This window comes from Singulisphaera acidiphila DSM 18658 (assembly GCF_000242455.2).
Classification (GTDB): Bacteria; Planctomycetota; Planctomycetia; order Isosphaerales; family Isosphaeraceae; genus Singulisphaera; species Singulisphaera acidiphila.
Window position 1 is genome coordinate 5,207,928 of the sequence record NC_019892.1, and the last position, 19,401, is coordinate 5,227,328.

At 62.2% G+C, this 19,401-nt stretch carries 16 protein-coding genes and 1 pseudogene; all 17 read right to left on the reverse strand.

The genetic code is table 11. From position 1 onward, the window contains the following. Positions 1-10: 10 nt before the first annotated feature. The 17 genes and pseudogenes from SINAC_RS20510 to SINAC_RS20595 all read right to left on the reverse strand — a co-directional run bounded on the left by SINAC_RS20510 (position 11) and on the right by SINAC_RS20595 (position 19,300). The gene (locus tag SINAC_RS20510) at positions 11-544 is read right to left on the reverse strand and encodes a hypothetical protein (RefSeq protein ID WP_015247511.1); all 534 of its coding nucleotides are present in this window, start codon (positions 542-544) and stop codon (positions 11-13) included. Positions 545-547: 3 nt separating this feature from the next. Further along, positions 548-1,861 carry a hypothetical protein gene (locus SINAC_RS20515; protein WP_015247512.1) on the reverse strand — a complete coding sequence of 438 codons (1,314 nt, stop codon included), beginning with the start codon at positions 1,859-1,861 and terminating at the stop codon, positions 548-550. A gap of 525 nt (positions 1,862-2,386) precedes the next feature. After that, a complete protein-coding gene (locus SINAC_RS20520; protein WP_015247513.1) occupies positions 2,387-4,705 on the reverse strand; it encodes a NosD domain-containing protein in 2,319 nt (772 codons plus the stop codon). Between the two features lie 172 nt (positions 4,706-4,877). Further along, positions 4,878-5,120, reverse strand: a complete 243-nt coding sequence (locus tag SINAC_RS20525; RefSeq protein ID WP_015247514.1) for a nucleotide exchange factor GrpE — start codon at positions 5,118-5,120, stop codon at positions 4,878-4,880. Between the two features lie 63 nt (positions 5,121-5,183). Beyond that, on the reverse strand, positions 5,184-5,648 hold the full coding sequence (locus tag SINAC_RS20530; RefSeq protein ID WP_015247515.1) for a hypothetical protein: 465 nt from the start codon (positions 5,646-5,648) through the stop codon (positions 5,184-5,186). Positions 5,649-5,756: 108 nt separating this feature from the next. Then, on the reverse strand, positions 5,757-7,121 hold the full coding sequence (locus tag SINAC_RS20535; protein ID WP_020467514.1) for a phage major capsid protein: 1,365 nt from the start codon (positions 7,119-7,121) through the stop codon (positions 5,757-5,759). A 159-nt stretch (positions 7,122-7,280) separates the two neighbouring features. Then, positions 7,281-8,636: an HK97 family phage prohead protease gene (locus tag SINAC_RS40040; protein WP_015247517.1), complete on the reverse strand. Its 1,356-nt coding sequence runs from the start codon at positions 8,634-8,636 to the stop codon at positions 7,281-7,283. 79 nt (positions 8,637-8,715) lie between these two features. Next, positions 8,716-9,129, reverse strand: a complete 414-nt coding sequence (locus SINAC_RS20545; RefSeq protein ID WP_015247518.1) for an HK97-gp10 family putative phage morphogenesis protein — start codon at positions 9,127-9,129, stop codon at positions 8,716-8,718. 827 nt (positions 9,130-9,956) lie between these two features. Continuing rightward, positions 9,957-10,259 carry a hypothetical protein gene (locus SINAC_RS20550; protein ID WP_015247519.1) on the reverse strand — a complete coding sequence of 101 codons (303 nt, stop codon included), beginning with the start codon at positions 10,257-10,259 and terminating at the stop codon, positions 9,957-9,959. Next, complete coding sequence (locus SINAC_RS40045) at positions 10,249-12,918, reverse strand: phage portal protein (RefSeq protein WP_157579443.1); 2,670 nt, start codon at positions 12,916-12,918, stop codon at positions 10,249-10,251. The genes SINAC_RS20550 and SINAC_RS40045 overlap by 11 nt, the downstream gene beginning before the upstream one ends. A gap of 391 nt (positions 12,919-13,309) precedes the next feature. Continuing rightward, positions 13,310-14,686, reverse strand: coding sequence for a phage terminase large subunit (locus tag SINAC_RS20560; protein ID WP_015247521.1), 1,377 nt, complete (start codon positions 14,684-14,686; stop codon positions 13,310-13,312). Then, entirely contained in the window at positions 14,683-15,204 is a 522-nt protein-coding gene (locus tag SINAC_RS20565; RefSeq protein ID WP_020467516.1) for a phBC6A51 family helix-turn-helix protein, read from the reverse strand. The genes SINAC_RS20560 and SINAC_RS20565 overlap by 4 nt, the downstream gene beginning before the upstream one ends. A gap of 25 nt (positions 15,205-15,229) precedes the next feature. Beyond that, complete coding sequence (locus SINAC_RS20570) at positions 15,230-15,481, reverse strand: hypothetical protein (RefSeq protein WP_015247522.1); 252 nt, start codon at positions 15,479-15,481, stop codon at positions 15,230-15,232. A gap of 831 nt (positions 15,482-16,312) precedes the next feature. Beyond that, positions 16,313-17,192, reverse strand: a pseudogene (locus SINAC_RS38960) (IS5 family transposase). A 57-nt stretch (positions 17,193-17,249) separates the two neighbouring features. Further along, the gene (locus SINAC_RS20585) at positions 17,250-17,735 is read right to left on the reverse strand and encodes an MBL fold metallo-hydrolase (RefSeq protein ID WP_044147238.1); all 486 of its coding nucleotides are present in this window, start codon (positions 17,733-17,735) and stop codon (positions 17,250-17,252) included. A 57-nt stretch (positions 17,736-17,792) separates the two neighbouring features. Next, a complete protein-coding gene (locus SINAC_RS20590) occupies positions 17,793-18,515 on the reverse strand; it encodes a hypothetical protein (protein ID WP_015247523.1) in 723 nt (240 codons plus the stop codon). Between the two features lie 2 nt (positions 18,516-18,517). Continuing rightward, positions 18,518-19,300, reverse strand: coding sequence for a TIGR04255 family protein (locus tag SINAC_RS20595; protein ID WP_015247524.1), 783 nt, complete (start codon positions 19,298-19,300; stop codon positions 18,518-18,520). Positions 19,301-19,401: the final 101 nt, after the last annotated feature.

Below are 19,401 nucleotides of genomic sequence, written 5' to 3' on the forward strand. Positions count from 1 at the left end.
AGGGGCAAGATCAGCGGGGAACCGTCATCTCAACGTGAATCAACCCTTCGGCAACCATGAATTTGTTGCCGAGCGAGTCGGCCGACGGGCCGATGGCCGGCATGCCCAGCCGGATCGTCTGGAGCGAGCCGATGTTGATGCCTCCCCGATCGATCGAGGCTTGCCTGAGCGCAGTCCGGATCGAATCGGTGAGCGTTTTATTGCCGTCGCCGGTGAAGACCGGGGCCGTCAACGCATACCAGAAATTCATGATGTCGCGGACGTCGTGGCCGGCGGTCGTCGCGGTGATGGCGAGGCCCATCGCGGAGTTTTGGATCGTCTGGGCCTCGGGGGTTACCCCGGCCGAGAACGGCATGATCCGCACGGCCGGCAGGCCGTTGCAGTCGGGGCCGGTGTTTCGCTTGACCGTCGCGTCTTCAAGGTGGGTCGTCCATTGCGCCTCGGGCACAAGCAGGCCGATCGTCGGGTCGGCCCGGAGCGCGGCCACGATCTGCTGGTAGGCGATCGCCTGGGCACAATCGGGGAGGCTGAGAAGTTTGGCCATCGGTCAGACGCTCCAGGATCGGTAATCGCCCAACGTCTGCGCGGCCCACGCCGGCAGGTTCTGGGTCGCGTCGCGGGCCGACCAGGACCAACTCTCGGAGTCGCTCCCACCACTCATGGAAGTGACCTGATCGTTAAGGTTCAACCGCGCATACATCCCCTTGACCACCTCCGCACAGACCTGCTGCAAGTTCTCGGGGATCGTCGCCCAGCCGGCCTGGTAGGTGACCTGGTACTGGCCCCAGCCCCAGAAATCGCCGGAGCCGTCAAGGGAGTCGCCCCAGACGTCGCCGAAGGGGCCGAAACCATTGCCGGAAGTCCCCCCGTAGCACCGCATGATCCCGCTCGCCCGGTCGATGTCGTACGAGGTTGCGGGGGTCGTGAACAGGTCGAGGCAGGCCCCGTTGGCGAGTGCGTTCTTTGGCTCGCGGGCACCGACGAGGGAGGCGCTGGGGTGGAGCCGGTAACTCGACTGGACCGTGGCGTTCCAGCCGTGGCCCAAGGCGTTGACGGCGTTCGCCAAGGCCTGGATCGTCAGGGACGAGGCGAAGGGCAAGGTGGTCGTCGTGGTGACGCCGGAGGCTGTCCTGCTCAGGATCAGGCCGGTGTAGGTGAGGTCGAAATATTCGACGTCGCCGGTCATCGCGAACGAGACGGACGCGAACTGGTTGGTTGATGTGTGGTGGTTCTTGATCGTGAGGACGGTGGACCGATTCGTCAGCACGCTCAGCACCGCCTGAACCGGGAAGGCGGAGAGCTTGGCCGAGGCGGGTTCGCCCCGATCTTGACGTCTGCCCTCGGGGGTGAGGATGTCGGTGTATGTCGTCAGCGCGAACTGGCGTGAGCAATAGCGAATGATCTCGCGGGAGGCGGCCGTGATGAGCGTGGGCTGGATGGCGGCCTGGGCGGCGGTCAGGGTGACGCCGCCGGCGGCAAGCACCTGGGCGGCGTACTCGGCGGTGATCAGGTCGACCGCGCTCGGGTTCGCGACGGGGGCGGTGGTGAACGCCGACCCATTCCAGTAGGTGGGGGCCGCGCTGAAACTGATGACCGGGTCGGTCGACGCGGGGCTCGCGCCGACCTGCTTGAAGAGGTTCCAGGTGTAGTAGCCGGCGGCGGACGAGGCGGGAAACGGACAAACATAGGTTCCACTGCCGGGGGGTGTCTCGGGGGTTGGGGTGGCGTAGGCCGCCCAATCGCCCGAGGAAGCGGGGGCGTAAGCCGACCCGTTCCAGATCAGGCCGGCCTGGTTCGTGATCCTGGTGTAGGCGGACCAACCTGTCGGCAGGTTGGTCGCCCTGATCGTGGTGTCAGCCAACGGCTTCTCCTACAGCGGATTACTTGCGAGTCACGCACGGAAATCATGGGGCAGGAGCAGGTCCTCTCAAGCCCGGACGGCCCTCCATCGGACTCGAAGACTCGGAAGCCATTTGGGGTGGCCCGGACAACTTGTTGTCCGTGGTCGCGCAGCGACAAGAGGCGTTGCCCGGGCTGAGAGTCTGTCCCAGAAGGCGAATCCTATCGGTATTTTTCGATAATCTTTCGGGTGCCACGGGTTCCGTACTCGGACCCCGTGCGGGAATTCCTTGGCTGGGGCGCACGGGGTCCGAGTACGGAACCCGTGGCACCCCAGCGTCCTTCCTTTTCCCGGTGAAGCCCGACCTTCCGAGACAGACACTGAGGCCGTCTGCTTGGCGACGGGGCATTTCGAGAACCTCTTGTGGCTTCGCCACCCGGACAACAAGTTGTCCGGGCCACCCACCGATGATCCTCTTGCTTGTGTGCTATACGAACGGAAAATGCTGTATTCCGCTCCGTACGCCTTTGAATTAGGAAGTCAGGATTAAATCACTTGATAATTAGTTCCCACGTAGTTCCCCGAGATCGAGGCCACGGGGTTGGTGTAGTTCGATCCGCCGCTGTTGACCGCGACCGACGCGATCGCGGTGCCGGACATCGTCGCGGTGAAGGACGCCCCGGTGCCGGTGGTGTCGCTCGCGTAGACGTTCGGCCTGACGCTGTACGACCCGCCGGAGACCACGGTCACCCCTGTAATCACGCCGCTGGAGCGGGTGAAGGTCAGGACGGCCGGCGTCGTCACGATCCCGGTGTCGTTGCGCATCGTGGTTGTTGCGGTCAACACGTTGTTGGCGATGACCGCTTGCCCTTCGCCGGTGCGGATCCCGTTCTGCGAGGTCCCCCGGATCTCGTTGCCCTGGACGTTCGGACCCGAGGTATACGTGTTCATGTTCGTGTTGAGGTAGATGCCGACGACGCCCCCGTTGGTGTTGTCGAGGCTGAGCTTGTTCCCCGTGATGCCTGCCGGGCCGTAGGCCAGGATGCCGATGTAGCCGTTGATGACGGTCGCGTCGTTCGAGAGGATGTTGTCGGTCACGACGCAATTCTTCGCGCCTGCGATCACCACCGACTGGGTGTACTGGTTTGTGATGACGTTTCCACTGATCCGCAGGTTCTCGGTCAGGCTGTCACCGCCGTACACCCCGTAGCGGTTCCCCAATAACGTGTTATTGGCAATGTTGATGTGTTTGGATCGACTGAACCTCACATGAAACGTCGGACCCGCACCTGCCCCGGTCGGACCCTTGAAGATGTTGCCGGTGATCGACACGTATCTCGCGTTGTTGAGGTCGACCCCGACCACGTTGTCTTCGAGGAGATTATCGCTGATCAAAACCTGGGACGGGAAAACCGTGGTATTGTTCTGCGTGTGGGACACGATAATGCCGATGGGGCATTGATAGATCCGGTTGCCCACGATCGAGACGTTTTTCGGGGCACGATCGGTCGTCCCGCACTTGAGCGAAATGCCGTTTTCCCAGCAGTTCACGATGGTGTTACCCATCAAGGTCACTTCGGAATTCGTCGTGTCCTTGATCGCGCCGAAGCCGTTCAAGCAGTCTTCGACATAGTTTCCGATGCACGTTACATGGGAGATCTCGTTGGACCAGGCGATCCCGGCGCGGTAGCCGTGGCCGACCGATTGATCCTGGTTACCGTGGACGACGACCACGTCGAGCACCGTGATATTCATCACGCCCGAGAAGTGGATCCCGTTGCCGTTGATGTCGTGGATCCAACTGTCCAGGCACGAATTGTAGTTGCCAAAGGCGATGATGCCCTCGCCGGGCGACTCGTAGAGCTCGCACCCCTGGACCATGTAGCGGTCGCCCGTGAGCGACATCTCGGCCACGCATTGCCACGGGTAGAAGGTCCAGCCCGCGCGGCTGCCGTCCATAATCAGGTCGTAGATCCGCGTCCCGCCGCCGGTGGAGGCGATCCCGTTCCAGACGGTATAGACCGCCGCGCCGGAACTGAACCCGACGGTGAAGTTCCCCTGGACCGTCAGGGTGTTCCCACTGATCGAGAGGATTCTATGACTGCGCGGGTCATAGTTCGGCTCGGGCCAGGGGGGGACGACGACCCCGCCGACGCCCGCCACGGTGTTGATCGTGGGCTTGGGTGAGCTGACGTAGCCGCTCCCCTGGGTGCTGATCACGATCCCTGTAATGGCGCCGCCGCTTGCGGTGATGTACCCGGTGGCGGGCACACCGCCGGGGGCGAGGCCGCCGGTGAACGTGACCGTTTCGCCATTGACGTAGCCGGTGCCGGGCGAGGCGACGCGCCCCCCGATCGTGGGCAGCGGGACGCCGGTGGCCACCGTCACGTAGTGGCCGACTCTGAGGCCGTTCCGCGCGGTGACGGTGATCGTATTCGCCCCGATCGCCACCGGTGCGCTGGTGGTGGTGACGATCTGAGGAGCACGCTTGATGATCGATCGATCCCCTCGGATCACGACCCGTTCGGGGACGGTGATCGGGCCGGAGATGAGGTAGGTGTCGCGCGGTAAGAGGACCGTGCCACCGGGTCCGGCCGCATCCACGGCGGCCTGGATCGCGGCCGTGTCGTCCGCCGCGCCGCCGCCGCGTGCTCCATAAGCCTTGCAGTTATAAACCTGCCCGCCCGAGTCGCGCACGGTGAGCTGGCTGACGCCGTCGGCGGTGAACGTGCCGGTCGTCTCGTCCCAGGTGAATCGCGGGTCCGTCAGGGGGATCTGCGTGGGGCCTCGCGAGACGACAAACGTCCCCGGGGCGCTGCCGGCGAGGGCGAGGTCGGACTTGGAGATGTTGGTGGAATCAGCCATGATGGGGATATCCTCAGTAATAAGATGGTGTGCAATCCCTATTCCACACCCTGGGACCGCTGGCGACCCGACCGCTCTTAGAATTAATTTTCATTTATTGGAAATCGGAATTAATAAAATGGAAGAGCGGGCGGGGCGCTCGCGGTCTTAGGGGGGAGGGCCTTGGTTTGGGTCAGGTGGGCGGTTGGCCGTCCCAGGCGTGCTCGAGGACTTGTTTGTTGATGACTGCGAGTTCGTTGCGGATGGCGTTTTGCCGATGCTGGATGGCGTCGGCGCGGAAGACGTTGGTTTCCCACTCGGCTTGCAGCGTCCGCGCTTTGGCGGTGAGGCTGGCGATCGCTTCAGAGCGGTGCGGGGGGAGGGCAGGAGGGGGGCCGCCGCTGAGCTTGGGGGGCGGCTCTTTCTCTTTGGGCACCGGCGAATCTCCGGGAAAAAGAAGGGGGAGGCCGCGCCGGCTTGCACCGGCGCGTTCGGTGGGTCATCGCCAGAGGGAGACGACCTGGGCGACCTTGGGATCGCCGCTGCCCGCCGCCGGCTCGACGCGGGTCAGTTCGCCCAGCACGACGACGGCCGAGTTGGCGGCGGCCGTGCCGGGGAGTAAACTCCCTTTGATGTACTGATAGTTGAGGCCGAGGGCGCTGATCTTCTCGGCCGTGACCGTGACGAGCGCGTACTTGTTGTCGTCGGTCGCCTTCACGAACTGGGTGATGGCCGAGTTCGGGATCGCTGTGTAGGTGCCGCCCACCCCGGCGGCCGTCGCGCCTTTGACCTGGAAGTCGAGCGTGCCCGACGCTCCCAAGGTCCCCGTGTCGATGATGAACATGACCTGCCGGAACTTGCTGAGGTCGATCGCGGCCGTCAACTTCTCAGAGGCGGATTGGCTGGCAGAGTGGATGCCGTCCGCCGCGACGACCACCGTTTCGTTGAAGAGTTGCGTGTACATCGAGAAAGGCTCTCCCAGGTGGGATCAATGTGATAAGAGATGAAGGAAAGATCGAGGCGAACGGCAATCACCGTTCGCCCCAAAAAAAAAGGGCGAGTGGTCAGGTCGTCAGGAGGTGGCCGAGCTCAGGATCACGAACGGCGAGGTCTTGGTCGTGCCGTCCTGCTGGGTGAACGGGGCGTCGATCTGGGCCTGGCCGTCGACCCGCTCGATGATCCGGTAGGTGATCTGGTTGGTGTTGAACGCATACTGATCCGAGGCCGCGATCTCGAGTGAGCCGGTGTCGGCCGTGATGTACTTGGAGAAGTCGGCCAGGAGGACGTCGCCGGTCGTCCCGAGCGGGGGGAGCTTCTCGGTGAAGAGGACGGGGCGGCCGAAGAGGAGGAGCTGGCCCATCGCCAGCTTGGCCTCGTTGTAGCCGGTGCCGACGTTCGGGATATACGTCACCCGGCCGCTGGCGTCGACCAGTTGGACGAGCTGGCTGAACAGGTTGTTGGTCATCACCCAGACCGAATTCGGGCGCGACTGCGGGGTCATCGCCCCCATGACGTTGGCGGCGTCGGCGAGCTTGAACTGGTTGGCCGTTGCCCGGGTGGGGTAGGTGATCGTTGCGGGGGACTGGAGGACCCCCTTGGGCTTGGCCACGCCGTCCCCTTGAAGGAAGGCGAAGTCTTCGGCGTAGGCAATCGCCCCTGAGAAGAGCGATTTGAGCTCGGCGTCGAGCGAGATGAACGAGTCGGAGAGGAGGAACCGGCTGATCTTGGTGAGCCCTTGAAGCTCGTTGGTGACGATGTGAACCTGCTTGAATGCCGGTTCGGTCGGCGTGCCGGGCTGGGCCTCGCCGGTCCAGGTCATCTTGACGCCGCCGTAGTAGGCCGACTGAGGCGCTCCTTGCGTCCCCGACGGGACGAAGGTCTGGTTGAGCATCGGATAATAAGCTTCGCGCGCCGGCAGCTTCTTGTTGTTCGAGAAGGGCCGGACGATCGACTCTTCCTGCGCGAGCTGGAGTAGCTCCTGACCGTAGTCGGGGGCCACCGTGTAGCCGCCCGTCGCCCCCGAACCTTCCGCCATGTCCTTCTTGTCGAACACGCGGAACGACGAGCCGTAGACCTTTTCGAGATGCTCCTGCGCCTCGCGCTGACGCCCTGGGTACGTGTTCTGGCACTGGGCGATCGTGATCCACTTGACCTGGTCGGCCAGGCATTTTCGACGGTCGGCCTCGGACTCGCCGGGGTCGATCCGGCCGGTCCCCTTGAGGGGGTTGTACCCCTTGGTCGTGACCTCGGCCGCGCCTGCCGCGAAGCCTTCCGCCACGGCGGTCTTGATCGTATCCGCCAGGCTCGCGATCGGGTCGGCGCTGGCCGCTTTCTCGGCGATGCCGAAGGCGATCAGCTTGGTGGCGTCCTCGTCCTTGATGGAGACAATCGCGCCCTTCTGCTGCTCGTCGTAGTTCTTCAGAAGCTTGATACGCATGGGGAATTCTTTACCCTTTGTGGTTTTGAAGTCAGTGGGAAAGACCACGCTGGGTCCGGAGAGCTCCGCGCGAACCGCGATCGCCCACCTCGCGGGTGGTTCGATGGGTTTGTCGGTCTTCTCAGACGGAGGAGTGGTTTGGGGAGAGGGAGAGTGGGGTCAGACGACCCCGGTGATTCGTTCGGCCTCTTCGCGGACCAGCTTGCGGAGGCCGTCGGGACTGAGCATCGCGTTGAGCTTGGCGACCATCTCGGCCCGGATCTCCTGGTCGGACTGGACGACCAAGGGGGGGAGCGGCTCGATGGTGCTCTCGGTTTCCCAGGCGGCCCGCTTGCCCTGCGCTGGGGTTTTGAACGGCTGGTTCAGCTTGGTCAGGTGGGTGAGCTTGGCCGCGACGTGATGCGCGGTCGGGGCGTGGCCGTCCCCCATCACCTTGTAGCACTTGATGCAGGCGGCGGGGTCTTCCTTCGACCCGATCACGTCCTCGGCGGCGTGGGGCACGTGCCCCTTGGTGTGAAAGCTTTCGATTCGCCCGAAGCCGTTGTAGTGCGGCGCCTTCACCCGGACATGGTCGTATTGCCTGAGCGGGCCGATCGCCTTGGGTTCGGGGGCGTCGTCGTCTTCGTCTTCTTCGAGCTCGTCGTCTTCGTCGAACTCGTCTTCTTCGAGCTCGCCTTCATCTTCTTCAAGCTCGTCGTCTTCGTTGAACTCGTCTTCATCTTCTTCGAGCTCGTCGTCTTCGTCGAACTCGTCTTCGTCTTCTTCGAGCTCGTCTTCTTCGAGTGCTTCGTCTTCTTCGAGCTCGTCGTCGTCCTCAGCCTTGGCTCTGATCCGTTGCCGGCATTTCTCGCAGTCGTCGTTGTCGCCGTCGCAGGAGCACTTGGTTTTGGCGTCCTCGATGGGTTCGGTTTCCATGGGGTCCTCGGGGACTTTCAGATTGAAGACGGGGCGATGCACCCCCTTGTTAACAGCGACGACCAATGCTTGTGCATTCATAGGGAGGCTGCACACGCTGTACTCGAGCAGAACGCAGCGGCGAATGACGCGCTCGGCCCCTTTCCAGTCCGGGCGGCGGAGGAGTTCCTCTCGGGTTGGCGGCCCCCACTCGCCGGGCTGGAAGTTGTCCGGGGGGCGGAAGCCGATCGAGATTCCGCGCAGGCTTCGGCTCTTGATCTTCCGCCAGACCGTCTCCGTCTCGGGGTCGTCGTCGAAGACGGTCTTGGCGTAGAGCCCGTTGAACTCGCGCGATTGCTTGGCCTTGATCCACTCGCAGCGTCCCAGCGGCCAGCGCCCGAAGTCGTGGAAGGCGAGGACGCACGGGTTGCCGTCCTCGGGCGTCTTGCCCAGGAAGAAGGTCTTGTAGTCGATCCCGGCCGACACCACGACGTCGCGCTCATGGTCGACGCAGTCGGTCGAGATCCAGGCGACCATCGACCGCTCGCCGGGCGTGAAATGGTGCTCGACCGGGTCGAACACCTTCCGGGTGAGCGTGAACCCATTCTCATTGTTCGTCATGGGCATACGCCCTCAAGGTGGTTTTGTTTGGTTTTGTTTTGCTGGGGAGATGGTCGATTGTCATGTCACAGGACGGGCGTCATCTTGAACGGTTGGGCCGTCGCAAGCCTTTTTTAGGCGATGAACCTCGCCGGCGATGTCTGGTGGTGCTCGGCTTTGGCCTGGCGGATCCGCCGGCGGGTCCGACCTGCAATGTCCCCGTTCCCCCCTGCCAGAACTGCCCGATCGCATTGAGGGCCGGCATCAAATAAGGCTGGGCCTGCATGGTGGCCGTCCCCTGTTCGACGGCCACCGCATAGGGCACGTCTGCCTGGATCGTGAGGACTCGATCGCTCGCGCGATAGCTGGAGCTGATCGACGCCTGGAGCCTGCCGGACCGGACCGGGGCGAGCTGTTGCGCCGTTTCGACGGCCAGCTTACCGCTGGCGTGCATCCGCTCGTCAATGGTGCGAAGGAGGCGGTCGATGCCCGCCTGGTCATACGCGAATGCCATCGTGTTTTTACCCGTTATGGGACGCGCCGGTGGGCATCCTGTGGTGCTCAACGGATTTTTTGCAGCCCCGAAGGGGCGACCGTTTCTAGCCAGGGGTGAAACCCTGGAAAATATTCCGATGCCCGAGTCGATTGTAGCCCCGAAGGGGCGACCGTTTTTAGCCAGGGGTGAAACCCCTTGAAATTCGTATGAGCTCAAATCAATATTCATTGCAGCCCCGAAGGGGCGACCGTTAAAGGCGTCGGGCTCACTCAGACGGTCGCCCCTTCGGGGCTGCGGAGATCTAATCTGCTACGTCTCTTCCAGGGGTTTCACCCCTGGCTAAAAACGGTCGCCCCTTCGGGGCTGCAAACAGAGGGCGCTCTCTCCTCCCCTCCTGGGACCGTGGGCGGGTCGCCGGCAGTCCCAGGGGTTGGTCCGCATTCGATCGAAACCCCTGGAGAACATTCCGATACCGGTGTCGATTGTAGCCCCGAAGGGGCGACCGTTTTTAGCCAGAGGTGAGATCACTGGGAATTAATATGAGTTCAAATCCGTATTCATTGTAGCCCCGAAGGGGCGACCGTTTTTAGCCAGGGGTGCAACCCCTGGAAACAGGATGAACTCAAATTAGTATGATTTGCAGCCCCGAAGGGGCGACCGTGAAATGCGTCAGGCTCACTCAGACGGTCGCCCCTTCGGGGCTGCGGAGAGCTAATCTGCTGCGTCTCTTCCAGGGGTTTCACCCCTGGCTAGAAACGGTCGCCCCTTCGGGGCTGCAAACAGAGGGCGCTCTCTCCTCCCCTCCTGGGACTGTGGGCGGGTCGCCGGCGGTCTCAGGGGGTTGGTCAGGATTCGATCGTGACCGTTTCGTTGGGGTAGCCGATGCCGATCAGGCTGAGAAACGTGTCGACGACGTGGAGCACGTCGGGGTCGTCGGGAGGCATCTCCTCGAACGCCTCTTCGAGCTGCTCGGCCAGTACGTCGGTCGGTTTGAACTCGCCTTCGTCGGACAGGACGCGCGCGGAGGGGAACCGATCCTCAGGGAGAGAATCGAGCCAATCGCAGAATGCGGAGTAGCCGCCATTGGTGCAGAACTCGGTGAAATGCGGACCCATTTCGCTACCGACAAGCCTGATGTTAACGCCCATAGTCGCTCAATGACCTCCTCACTCGTTTGTTTTCTCTGGCTTCACGTTTTTTGGTTCTTCGAACCTTGTCCCGCCCGTTATTGTACAAGCGATCGGCTTCCGCCTTAACCTGCAAAGTCGTAAATTTGGCCCCCGAAGGAAATTCACCACGCGCTTTCACGGGAAGGTCTTCGTCTTTCGCGTTGATGAGATTGCTTAATTTCTTTAAACTTTTGCATTCTTGCATGCTTTCGAGTGAGTAGGGGCCGCACGCCCGCTTGTAATAGTACGTGTGACCCGAATACTTGCCCGCATGAGCGCCGTCTTCGAATTCGAGCCGCCGGTCGATCGCCACCGTGTGGAACACTTTACCCGGGTTGGCCGCCGCGTACTTGGCTTTGCGGTACAAGGCATGGGGACCGACCGAGAGCGACCTGGTCTCGCCGTAGAACATCGTTTTCACCTCCACGGGCTCGTCGTTCTTGAGGAGGTTATCGAACGGCTCCGAATCTTTGAACCACCGCCCACCGAGGGCCCGAGCGATAATCCGTTCCTGGCGGTCGGCGTATCGTCTTCTCGTCTTGGTGATCCTTTCGCCCGGCGGGACTGTGAACGGTGCTGCATCTTCGGCAGCATACTGGAGCGCCGGATCAGGATTCGCCCGGGGGTTGGTGCTGACGCTGGGCTTGGGTTTGGTGCTTGCGTTAGGTTTGGGCTTGGTGCTTGCGTTGGGTTTAGTGCCTGCGTTGGGTTTGGTGCTTGCGTTGGGCTTGGGCTTGGTGCTTGCGTTAGGTTTGGTGCTTGCGTTGGGTTTGGGCTTGGTGCTTGCGTTGGGCTTGGTGCTTGCGTTGGGTTTGGTGCCTGCGTTGGGTTTGGTGCTTGCGTTGGGCTTGGGCTTGGTGTTTGCGTTGGGCTTGGTGCTTGCGTTGGGTTTGGTGCTTGCGTTGGGCTTGGTGCTTGCGTTGGGCTTGGCGTTGGGCTTGGGCTTGGTGCTTGCGTTGGGCTTGGGCTTGGTGCTTGCGTTGGGCTTGGGCTTGGTGCTTGCGTTGGGCTTGGTGCTTGCGTTGGGCTTAGTGCTTGCGTTGGGCTTGGTGCTTGCGTTGGGCTTGGGCTTTGGGGTCGCTCCTCGGCCACCGGTCGCGCATGTGTTTCCGGGCTGAAATCCGCCGGCCCCGGTGCCGCAACCGGAGTGGCTTGCAGATCCCTGGGGTTTCCTTGGTTTATTGGTCGTCTTCGGCTTTTTTGCGGCCTTCAGGTCCGACGCGATCGCCTCGTCGTCATCCTCCTCGGCCTGGTCGGTGAGGGGGGCTTCGTCGTCGTCGTCCTCAGTCTCGCTCGCTTGTTCATGGCTCTCCGGCCGCTTGACCGCGTTTTCGAGTGCCTGGAGGCCGGAGGCCACGAAGCTGACATCGCCCCCCTCGACGGCGTCGCGGCCGGAGTCGGTCAGGGCGGCGTTGAGTGGCCAGCCCATGGCGACGTACTTGGTGGCGAGGTCGGCCTTGGCCACGTCGTCCTGGGGGACGCAGTCGTCGAACACCCAGAAGAGCTTGCTCCAGTGCCGCTGACCGCTCTGGTCGAGGGCGTGGGTCCACCGGGTGAGTGTGCTCGCGATCGACTTGCAGCGCGGTTCGACGGCATTGCGGGCGTGCTGCTCCAGCCCTGCGTCGGCGACGGAGCGGTTACTGCTCTCGTTCGTGACCATCGAGACCGGGACGCCGAAGCAACCGAGCGTTCGCTCAAGGTCATATTTCGAGATCTCGATTGCACCCAGATCGGCCGGGGTCCACGAGATCGGCGTGACGGACACAGCGCCGTCGACCACGAAGGCACCCCCGGCGCGGCCTCCTCGGCCCTTCAGGTTCATGTCGTTGTCGAGCCGCTGACGTTCGGCCGCGCCGAAGGCCCCCTTCGGGTCCTTGTGGCTGATGACGACCGAAGGCCTGGGGCCGTTGCTGAGCAGGTCGTCCTGGATCGACACGAACGTGTCTTCCAACCGGGCGTACTCGATCGCGGCCTGGGTGGGGGACATCCCGAGGCCGTACGGATTCTTCATCGACAGGTGCTTGAACACGAGCAGGTCGGTGGGGTCGTACTGAGTGGCCCCGAACTGGTACTTGGCCGGCACCAGGCCGTCCCGCATGATCGGGGTCACGAGGTGCGGCGGCAGCGGCCAGAACTCGCGAGGACAGCCGAGGATGAACTCGGTCGGCCACCAGAAGGCTGTGCCCACCACGTCCATGCTCATGACCGTGTAGGCGATGAGCTGGTTGTGGTCCATCACCGGGTTGACGTTCTGGATCAGGCGGAGCAGGGGGTGCTCGCCGGTGATCTCCTCGACCTCACCGGCCCCCGCCATCGCCTTGGCGGTGTGCGCCAGGGTTTGCAGCCGGTTCTTGACCGACTTGGCGACCGGGACCGCCTCGCAATACTTCGCCCGATCCCCCTTGGATCGGCCGACGCGGATCAGCCGGAGCGGCACCCGAGCGACCGCATCTGAGTTGATGCGGGCCGCCGTGTAGATGACCGATTTATAAGCCTCCGCCAGCGCAGGCAACGACGGAGCCCGCCGAAACCGGAAGGCGTCGGAAAACAAAGGACCGCCCCCCGACCCGTACGAGGTCATCCCCAGGGGCTGGGCCTTGGTCTCCTCGCGGAGCCACATGCTCATTTCTGCGGACATGCGTGGCACGGAGAGCGACGCCTCGATCGTGGTGGGGGAGGGGGATGAGAAGGGAGATACACAGCGGACGAACGCGAACGGCGGCGGGTTGGATTCAAGCCCGTGGGGCAACGACCGGGGCTTCTGTTCACGGGTTGTGTGTCACCCGAGGCCGTCGGCCGTTTGTTTGGGGTGGCCCGGACAACTTGTTGTCCGTGGTCGCGGAGCGACAAGAGGGGTTGCGCTCAGCTCGGCAGCCCGCTCGAAGACTTGGTTTTGTCCCAGACCTCTTGTGGCTTCGCCACCCGGACAACAAGTTGTCCAGGCCACCCAACCACCCGACGATCCCTCTTCCTCCCCTCCCTGGGACCGGGCTGGGGGATCGGCTTAAATCGTGGCGGGCCGAAGGGGCTTAGCCCCACCACAAGGGGTTGTTCACGTCGCGATAGGCGGCTTCGGCGGCTTGTTGTTCGGCCAGTTCACGAGCCTCGAGGACGGCCGCCGGCACAATCGCCGTAACGCCGCGATCGATCGACATCGTGGCATAGCGGAGCGCGTCCAGGCCGTGGTCGTAGAGCTTCTCGGGGGCTTCTTCGACGGCCTTGCCGTCGGGCGCTTTCGGCCACGAGTAGGAGTCGAACTCCTCGAGGACGCTGCACGGCTTCTTCGCTTCGACCAGGGAGGGATCGCGCTCGACCAGGCAGTTGCGGAAGACGTACAGCCTGCGCCGGCCGTCGCCCGCGTCCTTCAGCCGCTCTTGAACCGCCTCGATGCCGGGCGACACATCCTTGCGGGCGTGTACCGTCGCGATTCCGTTCTCGAGCAGGGTGGCCCGGTCCTCCGCGTCGTGGTCGGCTACGTTGAAGTCGTAGGATTCCCCTTCGCTCAACGCGTTGATCTGGGCGGCGTGGACCTTAACCGTTCGCTTGGTGTGGTACAGCTCGCGGTAGACGTACATCCGGCAGTCGTCGTCGATCGCGATCCAGAGGCAGACGAACGGGTTCGCGTAGCCGAAGTCGATCGCCCGGATCCGCCGCCATGAAGGGGGGATTGCGAACGGGTCGATGATGTGGACCTGGCGATCCCAATCCTCGTAGACGACCCCTTCGGACTGGACCCACTTGCCGTGGCGAAGGCGCGGTTTGCGTGCCCCGGTGAGGCGGTCGAGCTTGCTGATGTAGGCATGCCCCTGGGCCAGCCAACGGTTTTCGGTTCGGTCCCAGAGGGTGGGGTTGTCCTCGTGGCGGCTTTCGAGCATCACCGTGGCGCCGCGATCGACCCGTTGCTTGAGCCAGTGGGTGGGGCGGTCGGGGTTGGTGTCGGCGATGATCTGCTGGAACGGGACGACCCCGTTGCGGAGGCGGGTGGTCAGGGCTTCCCAGTCGTTCTCATACAGTTCGATGGCTTCTTGAACATAGATCAGGTCGTACTCGGTCGACATCACCTTGCCGGGCTTGTCGAGGCCGCCGACGACCACTGTCGAGCCGTTGGGGTAGTGGTACGCCTGGCGGTGGCTCCGTCGCGGTCCTTCGGCGATCGGCGAATTCGCCGGGAGGACTTTTTCCTCGTAGGTGACGAGGGCCGTTTCGGTGAGGGACTCGCGCGTCTTCCGGACGATCAGGCATCGCGCTCCCGGCCAGCGCAGGCAGACGGCGTGGAGCTTTTCGAGGCAGGCGCGGGACTTGCCGGTCCCGGCCGGGCCGCTGAGCAGGACCTCGTCACTGCGGTCGGTCCAGACGTCTTTCGCCGCGCCGAACGGCTCGTACGGGCGATTTGCAGGGGTAATCACAGTTGGTCGGGGCCCACAGTGATGTAGACTTTCTTCTCCGTCTGCTCGACGGCGTGTTTCTCGGTCCACTGGCCGAGCTCCTGCGCCGCCTGCTTCTCGTGCTCGCGCAGTTCCTTGAGCAGCCCGGTATCGACTTCGTAGAGGTCGACCACCGTGGCATTCTCGCCCCCGCCGACCCCCTTGACGTTGTGGACCAAGAGGCCGGTCTTCCAGCCGGGCACCTTCGCATGAGTGGGGTCGTTGGCCCGCTCCTCAATCACTTGCCGGAGCCGGTCCCACCGGTCGTTGAGCGCTTCGACCCGGCGCTCCCGGCTGGCGAGCCCCCTGCGCCTGACTTCCTGGCGGAACTCTTCGAGGTGCTCGGCGATCCGGGCGGCGAACTCGGGGTACTGCCTCCAGTTGTAGATCGTGGTGCGCGTCACGTTGCACCGCGCCGCGATTTCGGTAACCGTAAGGGTGCCGTCCGCAAGGAGCTGTGCCGCGTTGATCCGGTCTTCACGCCATTGGAAATCAGGCATGGAATTATCCCAATGAGGTGATTCGTCAGCGACTGACGTTTGCGGCTTCTCTCCGGCGTTCGACTTCGAGCCGATGGAGCTCGTCCTTGTGCTGTCGCGCCTGCCGATCGTTGGCATAGCCGCGAAGCGCCCCGACGAAGCTGGCCGCGCCGATCAGGATTGGGGGCACCATCTGCCAGCTTGGCCCGTGCTGATAGAACGCGTTGCAGACCCACCAGCCCGAGGCGGCGACGTTGGTCGCGAAGATCCCGGTTTGCGCGTGGATTTCGTTCGTCATCAGTCTTCTCCACGCGGTGACTTCACGGCCCGGCCGAGCACATCAACGGCGTTGCGTCGCGAGCAGTGCGGCCCCCCACCTGGGCGGGACCGTCAAGGGGGCATTCTTGGCTCGAAGGCCGAGCGATCGGCGGTAGGATTGGATTGAGCCTCAGAAGGTCAATTCCGGGCGATGAGGGAGAGGGCCGAGCCGTGGGAGGGCCTCGGTTGTCGTTGCGCAACCTGCCGCTGCGGATCGTTCGGATTCGATCGCTCGGTTGACCGCGGGGATCTATCGGCTCGACGAGGCGTTCACCACGGAGCTAACGACATAAGGGATGCCCAGTAGCCGTCGATGCCAAACGGTCAACCGCTGCGGTAAGCTCCGCCAATCGATGAATCTCGAGACGGCCGTCTCGAAGCTCCGCGAGCATCGTCCCGGCGCAAGCGACATTGCGGCTTCTGCCAGTGGGCGTGCGATTCGTCGTCTTGCGTGATGTGCCAGGGAGCCTTGGTGTGAGCACTCCAGGCCGTAGGCTTTCCAATGCGTCGCAGCAGCGTTCCGTGATCTGGGTACACGCGACCGAGCATCCTGAGTGCGAAATTGCCTCAATAACCTCACGACGCGGATGCTGATCCGTGTTGCTTGTCGATACGGAAACCACGGCATGACGTGGTTTGACGCCATCATGATAAAGCCATGCCAACTCCGCTGCATGATCCCAGACGATACCACCGTGGTGGGGTACCGAGAGAATGTCGCAGTCGATAGGCCGGCCGTTGATCTCCCTGATCCTCCGCCACTGGCGGATGGTTGAGTCTCCCGCAAAAACGACCCGCCGTCCCTGACGTTCTAGGCTGTGTTTGGCAAAAGGCGAAACAGGGCTTTCTCCATGATTGCGACCAACCACATGGCGACGTAGTTAACCGCCAATTTCTCGTAGCGGGTGCCTAACCGGCGGTACTCCTTGAACCAGCCCACCACCCGCTCGATGATATTCCGCCGCTTGTATGTGGCCTTGTCGAACTTCTCATCCCGAGGCTGGTCCTTGCGCGTCGGGATCACCGCCTCGACTCGTCGCCTCCGGCACCAGCGCCGGATCCGCCGATAGCTATACCCCTTGTCGCCTGCCAGCCGCCGCGGCCAGCGACGCTGGCCCCGACGGCGACGGAACAGGCGTCGGGCCATCGTCGGCTCGAAAGCCACGCTGTCGTGCCTCTGTCCGGCCGTGACGTGGATACCGACCACGCTCCCATGGCTATCACACACGAGGTGGATCTTGGTGCCGAACCCGCCTCGCGAACGCCCCAACGCATGGTCCGGCGGTTCCTCCATTTGCGTCTCTTGACGCCCTCCAAGCCTGCACCATTGGCTTGCCTTTTTTTTTCGCCCCGGCGGCCGCCCGACTGGCCCGGATCACGGAGCCGTCGATGCACCACAAGTCATGGTCGATCTGGCCTCGATCGTCCAGTTCATCCAAGAGCGAGGAGACGATCCGAATCCATGTACCGTCCCGACGCCAGCGGTTGAACCGGTAGTACACAGTCTCCCAGGGTCCGTAGCGCTCGGGGAGATCTCTCCAAGGGGCGCCGGTATGAAGGATCCAAAGGATGCCGTTGAGGATGGGGCGGTGGTCGTTGAACGGATGCCCCAGGTTGCCGTGATGGGTCCGGTGCGGCAAGTGCGGCTCAATCCGAGCCCATTGTTGATCAGTGAGTTCGTAGCGATGCATAGGGGGACCTCCTGCTCGATCACCCTATTTCTACGTTCGACGCCTCCAGACGGTTTGTCAAACAGAGCCTAGAACAAGAACGCCGCTTGTAGCATTTGGGTTGCCTTCGGTGATTGCTTGAAGGTTGTCCGTAAAAGTCGGTGAGACGATTTGGAGGGTCGGCAAATCATTCGATTCTTGAAAGATATATCTTGGTGAATGATCACATTCGAGACGGAGCAGTTGTGAGCTTTTGAGTGTGCCATTTTTGATCTGCTGCAAAATCTTTCCGCCGAATTTTGACTTGAGCAGCACGTCATCGTGAACAAAGCAGATTCTGTCGACTCGGCCCTCATATTGAGTGAGCAGCGCCATTGCGCCGCCGACGTGGTCGTGATGATTATGTGAAATAATCAATCGTGCGATCGTGTCAACACGGAACTGCGCCAGCAACTGCAGGAGGCTTCCCGAGTTCTGACCGCAATCGATGACGATCGCACGACGACCGCCCAGCAGGATCAGATTGCTTGTCCCGCGGCCGATGTCGACGAAATAGACTTCCATGCCGGGTCCTTGCTGCCGTTCCGAATACGAGGTATCGAAACCGCGTGATACCCAGCCTTAAAACCCCCAGTGACCTTCCGGCAGCGACGACATCGTTTGGATCTCCCGTAGAAGAGCTTCTTGCTCTGTCGGGGTCACCATAGGCAAGGAACCGGTTCTGCGTATGTGAGTCACCTTGATTAAGGTCAAATTCACCGGATCTCGCACCACAATGGCATCGAACGGCTGACCCGACTTGTAAGTCGCAAACTCACCTGGCATTTGGTCAAGCCGTACCGCCTCCTTGTGTCCGTCCTCCCACTGAATCTGCTCCGGTAAAGGGCGACAGCGGGTAACTTTCCCAATCTGGCGAATGGTGAGGGGTGTCGTATTCTTGTAGGTCGGCACGTCGATGAGGCTTTCTAGCGTCTGCCAAAGCTCTGCTTCCTGATTCGTCATCTCGAAAGGGCGTTTGGAATAGAGTTCCTGGAATTGACCGTGAACCTGGTCGCGCCAGTTCAGGAAGGCTTCATCAAAGTTTCGGCCTCGTCCGGTAAAGTAGGGGGAGAACTGCGGAACGGTGAACTCGCCCTGCTTTCCGATCGGACCCGGCAAGAATGTCCCCATGAGCGGGCTTCGCAATCGATAAGTCGTATCACCGACTTCAAGCTCCGCCGGTAGATTTCTTCGACTGACGTCGAATCGATCCTCCCTGATCGCCCGGTCATTGCGGACAGCGGCGACAGAAGCGACGGCATTCTGCAGAAGTGGCGGCCGATCGACTGGCGGAGCGTACTGCATGATCACCCTTCATCCGACGGCTGGAAAAGCTGCCAGGTCTTTTCGGTGACGGAAGCCCGAAAGTAGTTTAGAAGACAGGTGTGCGCCTGGTCAAGTCGCCCGCACACGATGTCCCTACTCCAAGATTCTAGGTGAAGGCAGATAAAATGCCAATCTAGGCGAAATCGGTAAGTTCCGGCCTCTTCGTCCGGCCTGACGCTCTGGAACTTCACTTCGAGGACATTATTGTCCTCCTTCGTCTTAGGTTTGACGAAAATCTGGTTGGAGAAGTGCCATACCAGGCCGAATTCGTCCGGCATCTCCACTCTCAGGTGGAAATAATCCTGCAATTCGATCTTTTGCTCCACGGGGGTCGGAATTTCGATGAGATCGACGTAATGCAATTCGACCGATTTGAGTGTTTCAGGCCGGAAGAAATCGACATAATCGCCGAGTTTGGACAGAGCCTCATCGCGGAGCGACTCGAAGCCGAGGTAAGACTCGACCCGAGTTTGGTTGTAGACCATCTGATCATCAGCGATTTGCAGCCAATGGCTTTGGTCATCATTGCGAGCCCACGCTTTATCGAGCTTATCTTTGGGGCTGACCCGTTGCGATCGTTGCGGGCCGGAGAAGGGCCGGGTTTGGGACGTGGTCTCGATAATGGCTTCCTGATGGGGAAGGCGGTCCTCGTATCGGTTAAGAAACTCCTCTGCTGTTTCGAGATTCCAGGGCGGTTTTTCCTGTCCGGATGCGAACTTAAACTCAATCCAGCTCTGGATGACGGGAGGATTGTTGAGTTTCACGGCCGATACCTCCGCCTGCGCCTATTGCTTGGCGGCGTTCTACTGGAATCTGCTTCCCTAGGCAATAGTACCACGGCCCAACCAGGTCTCTGTCGCTTTGC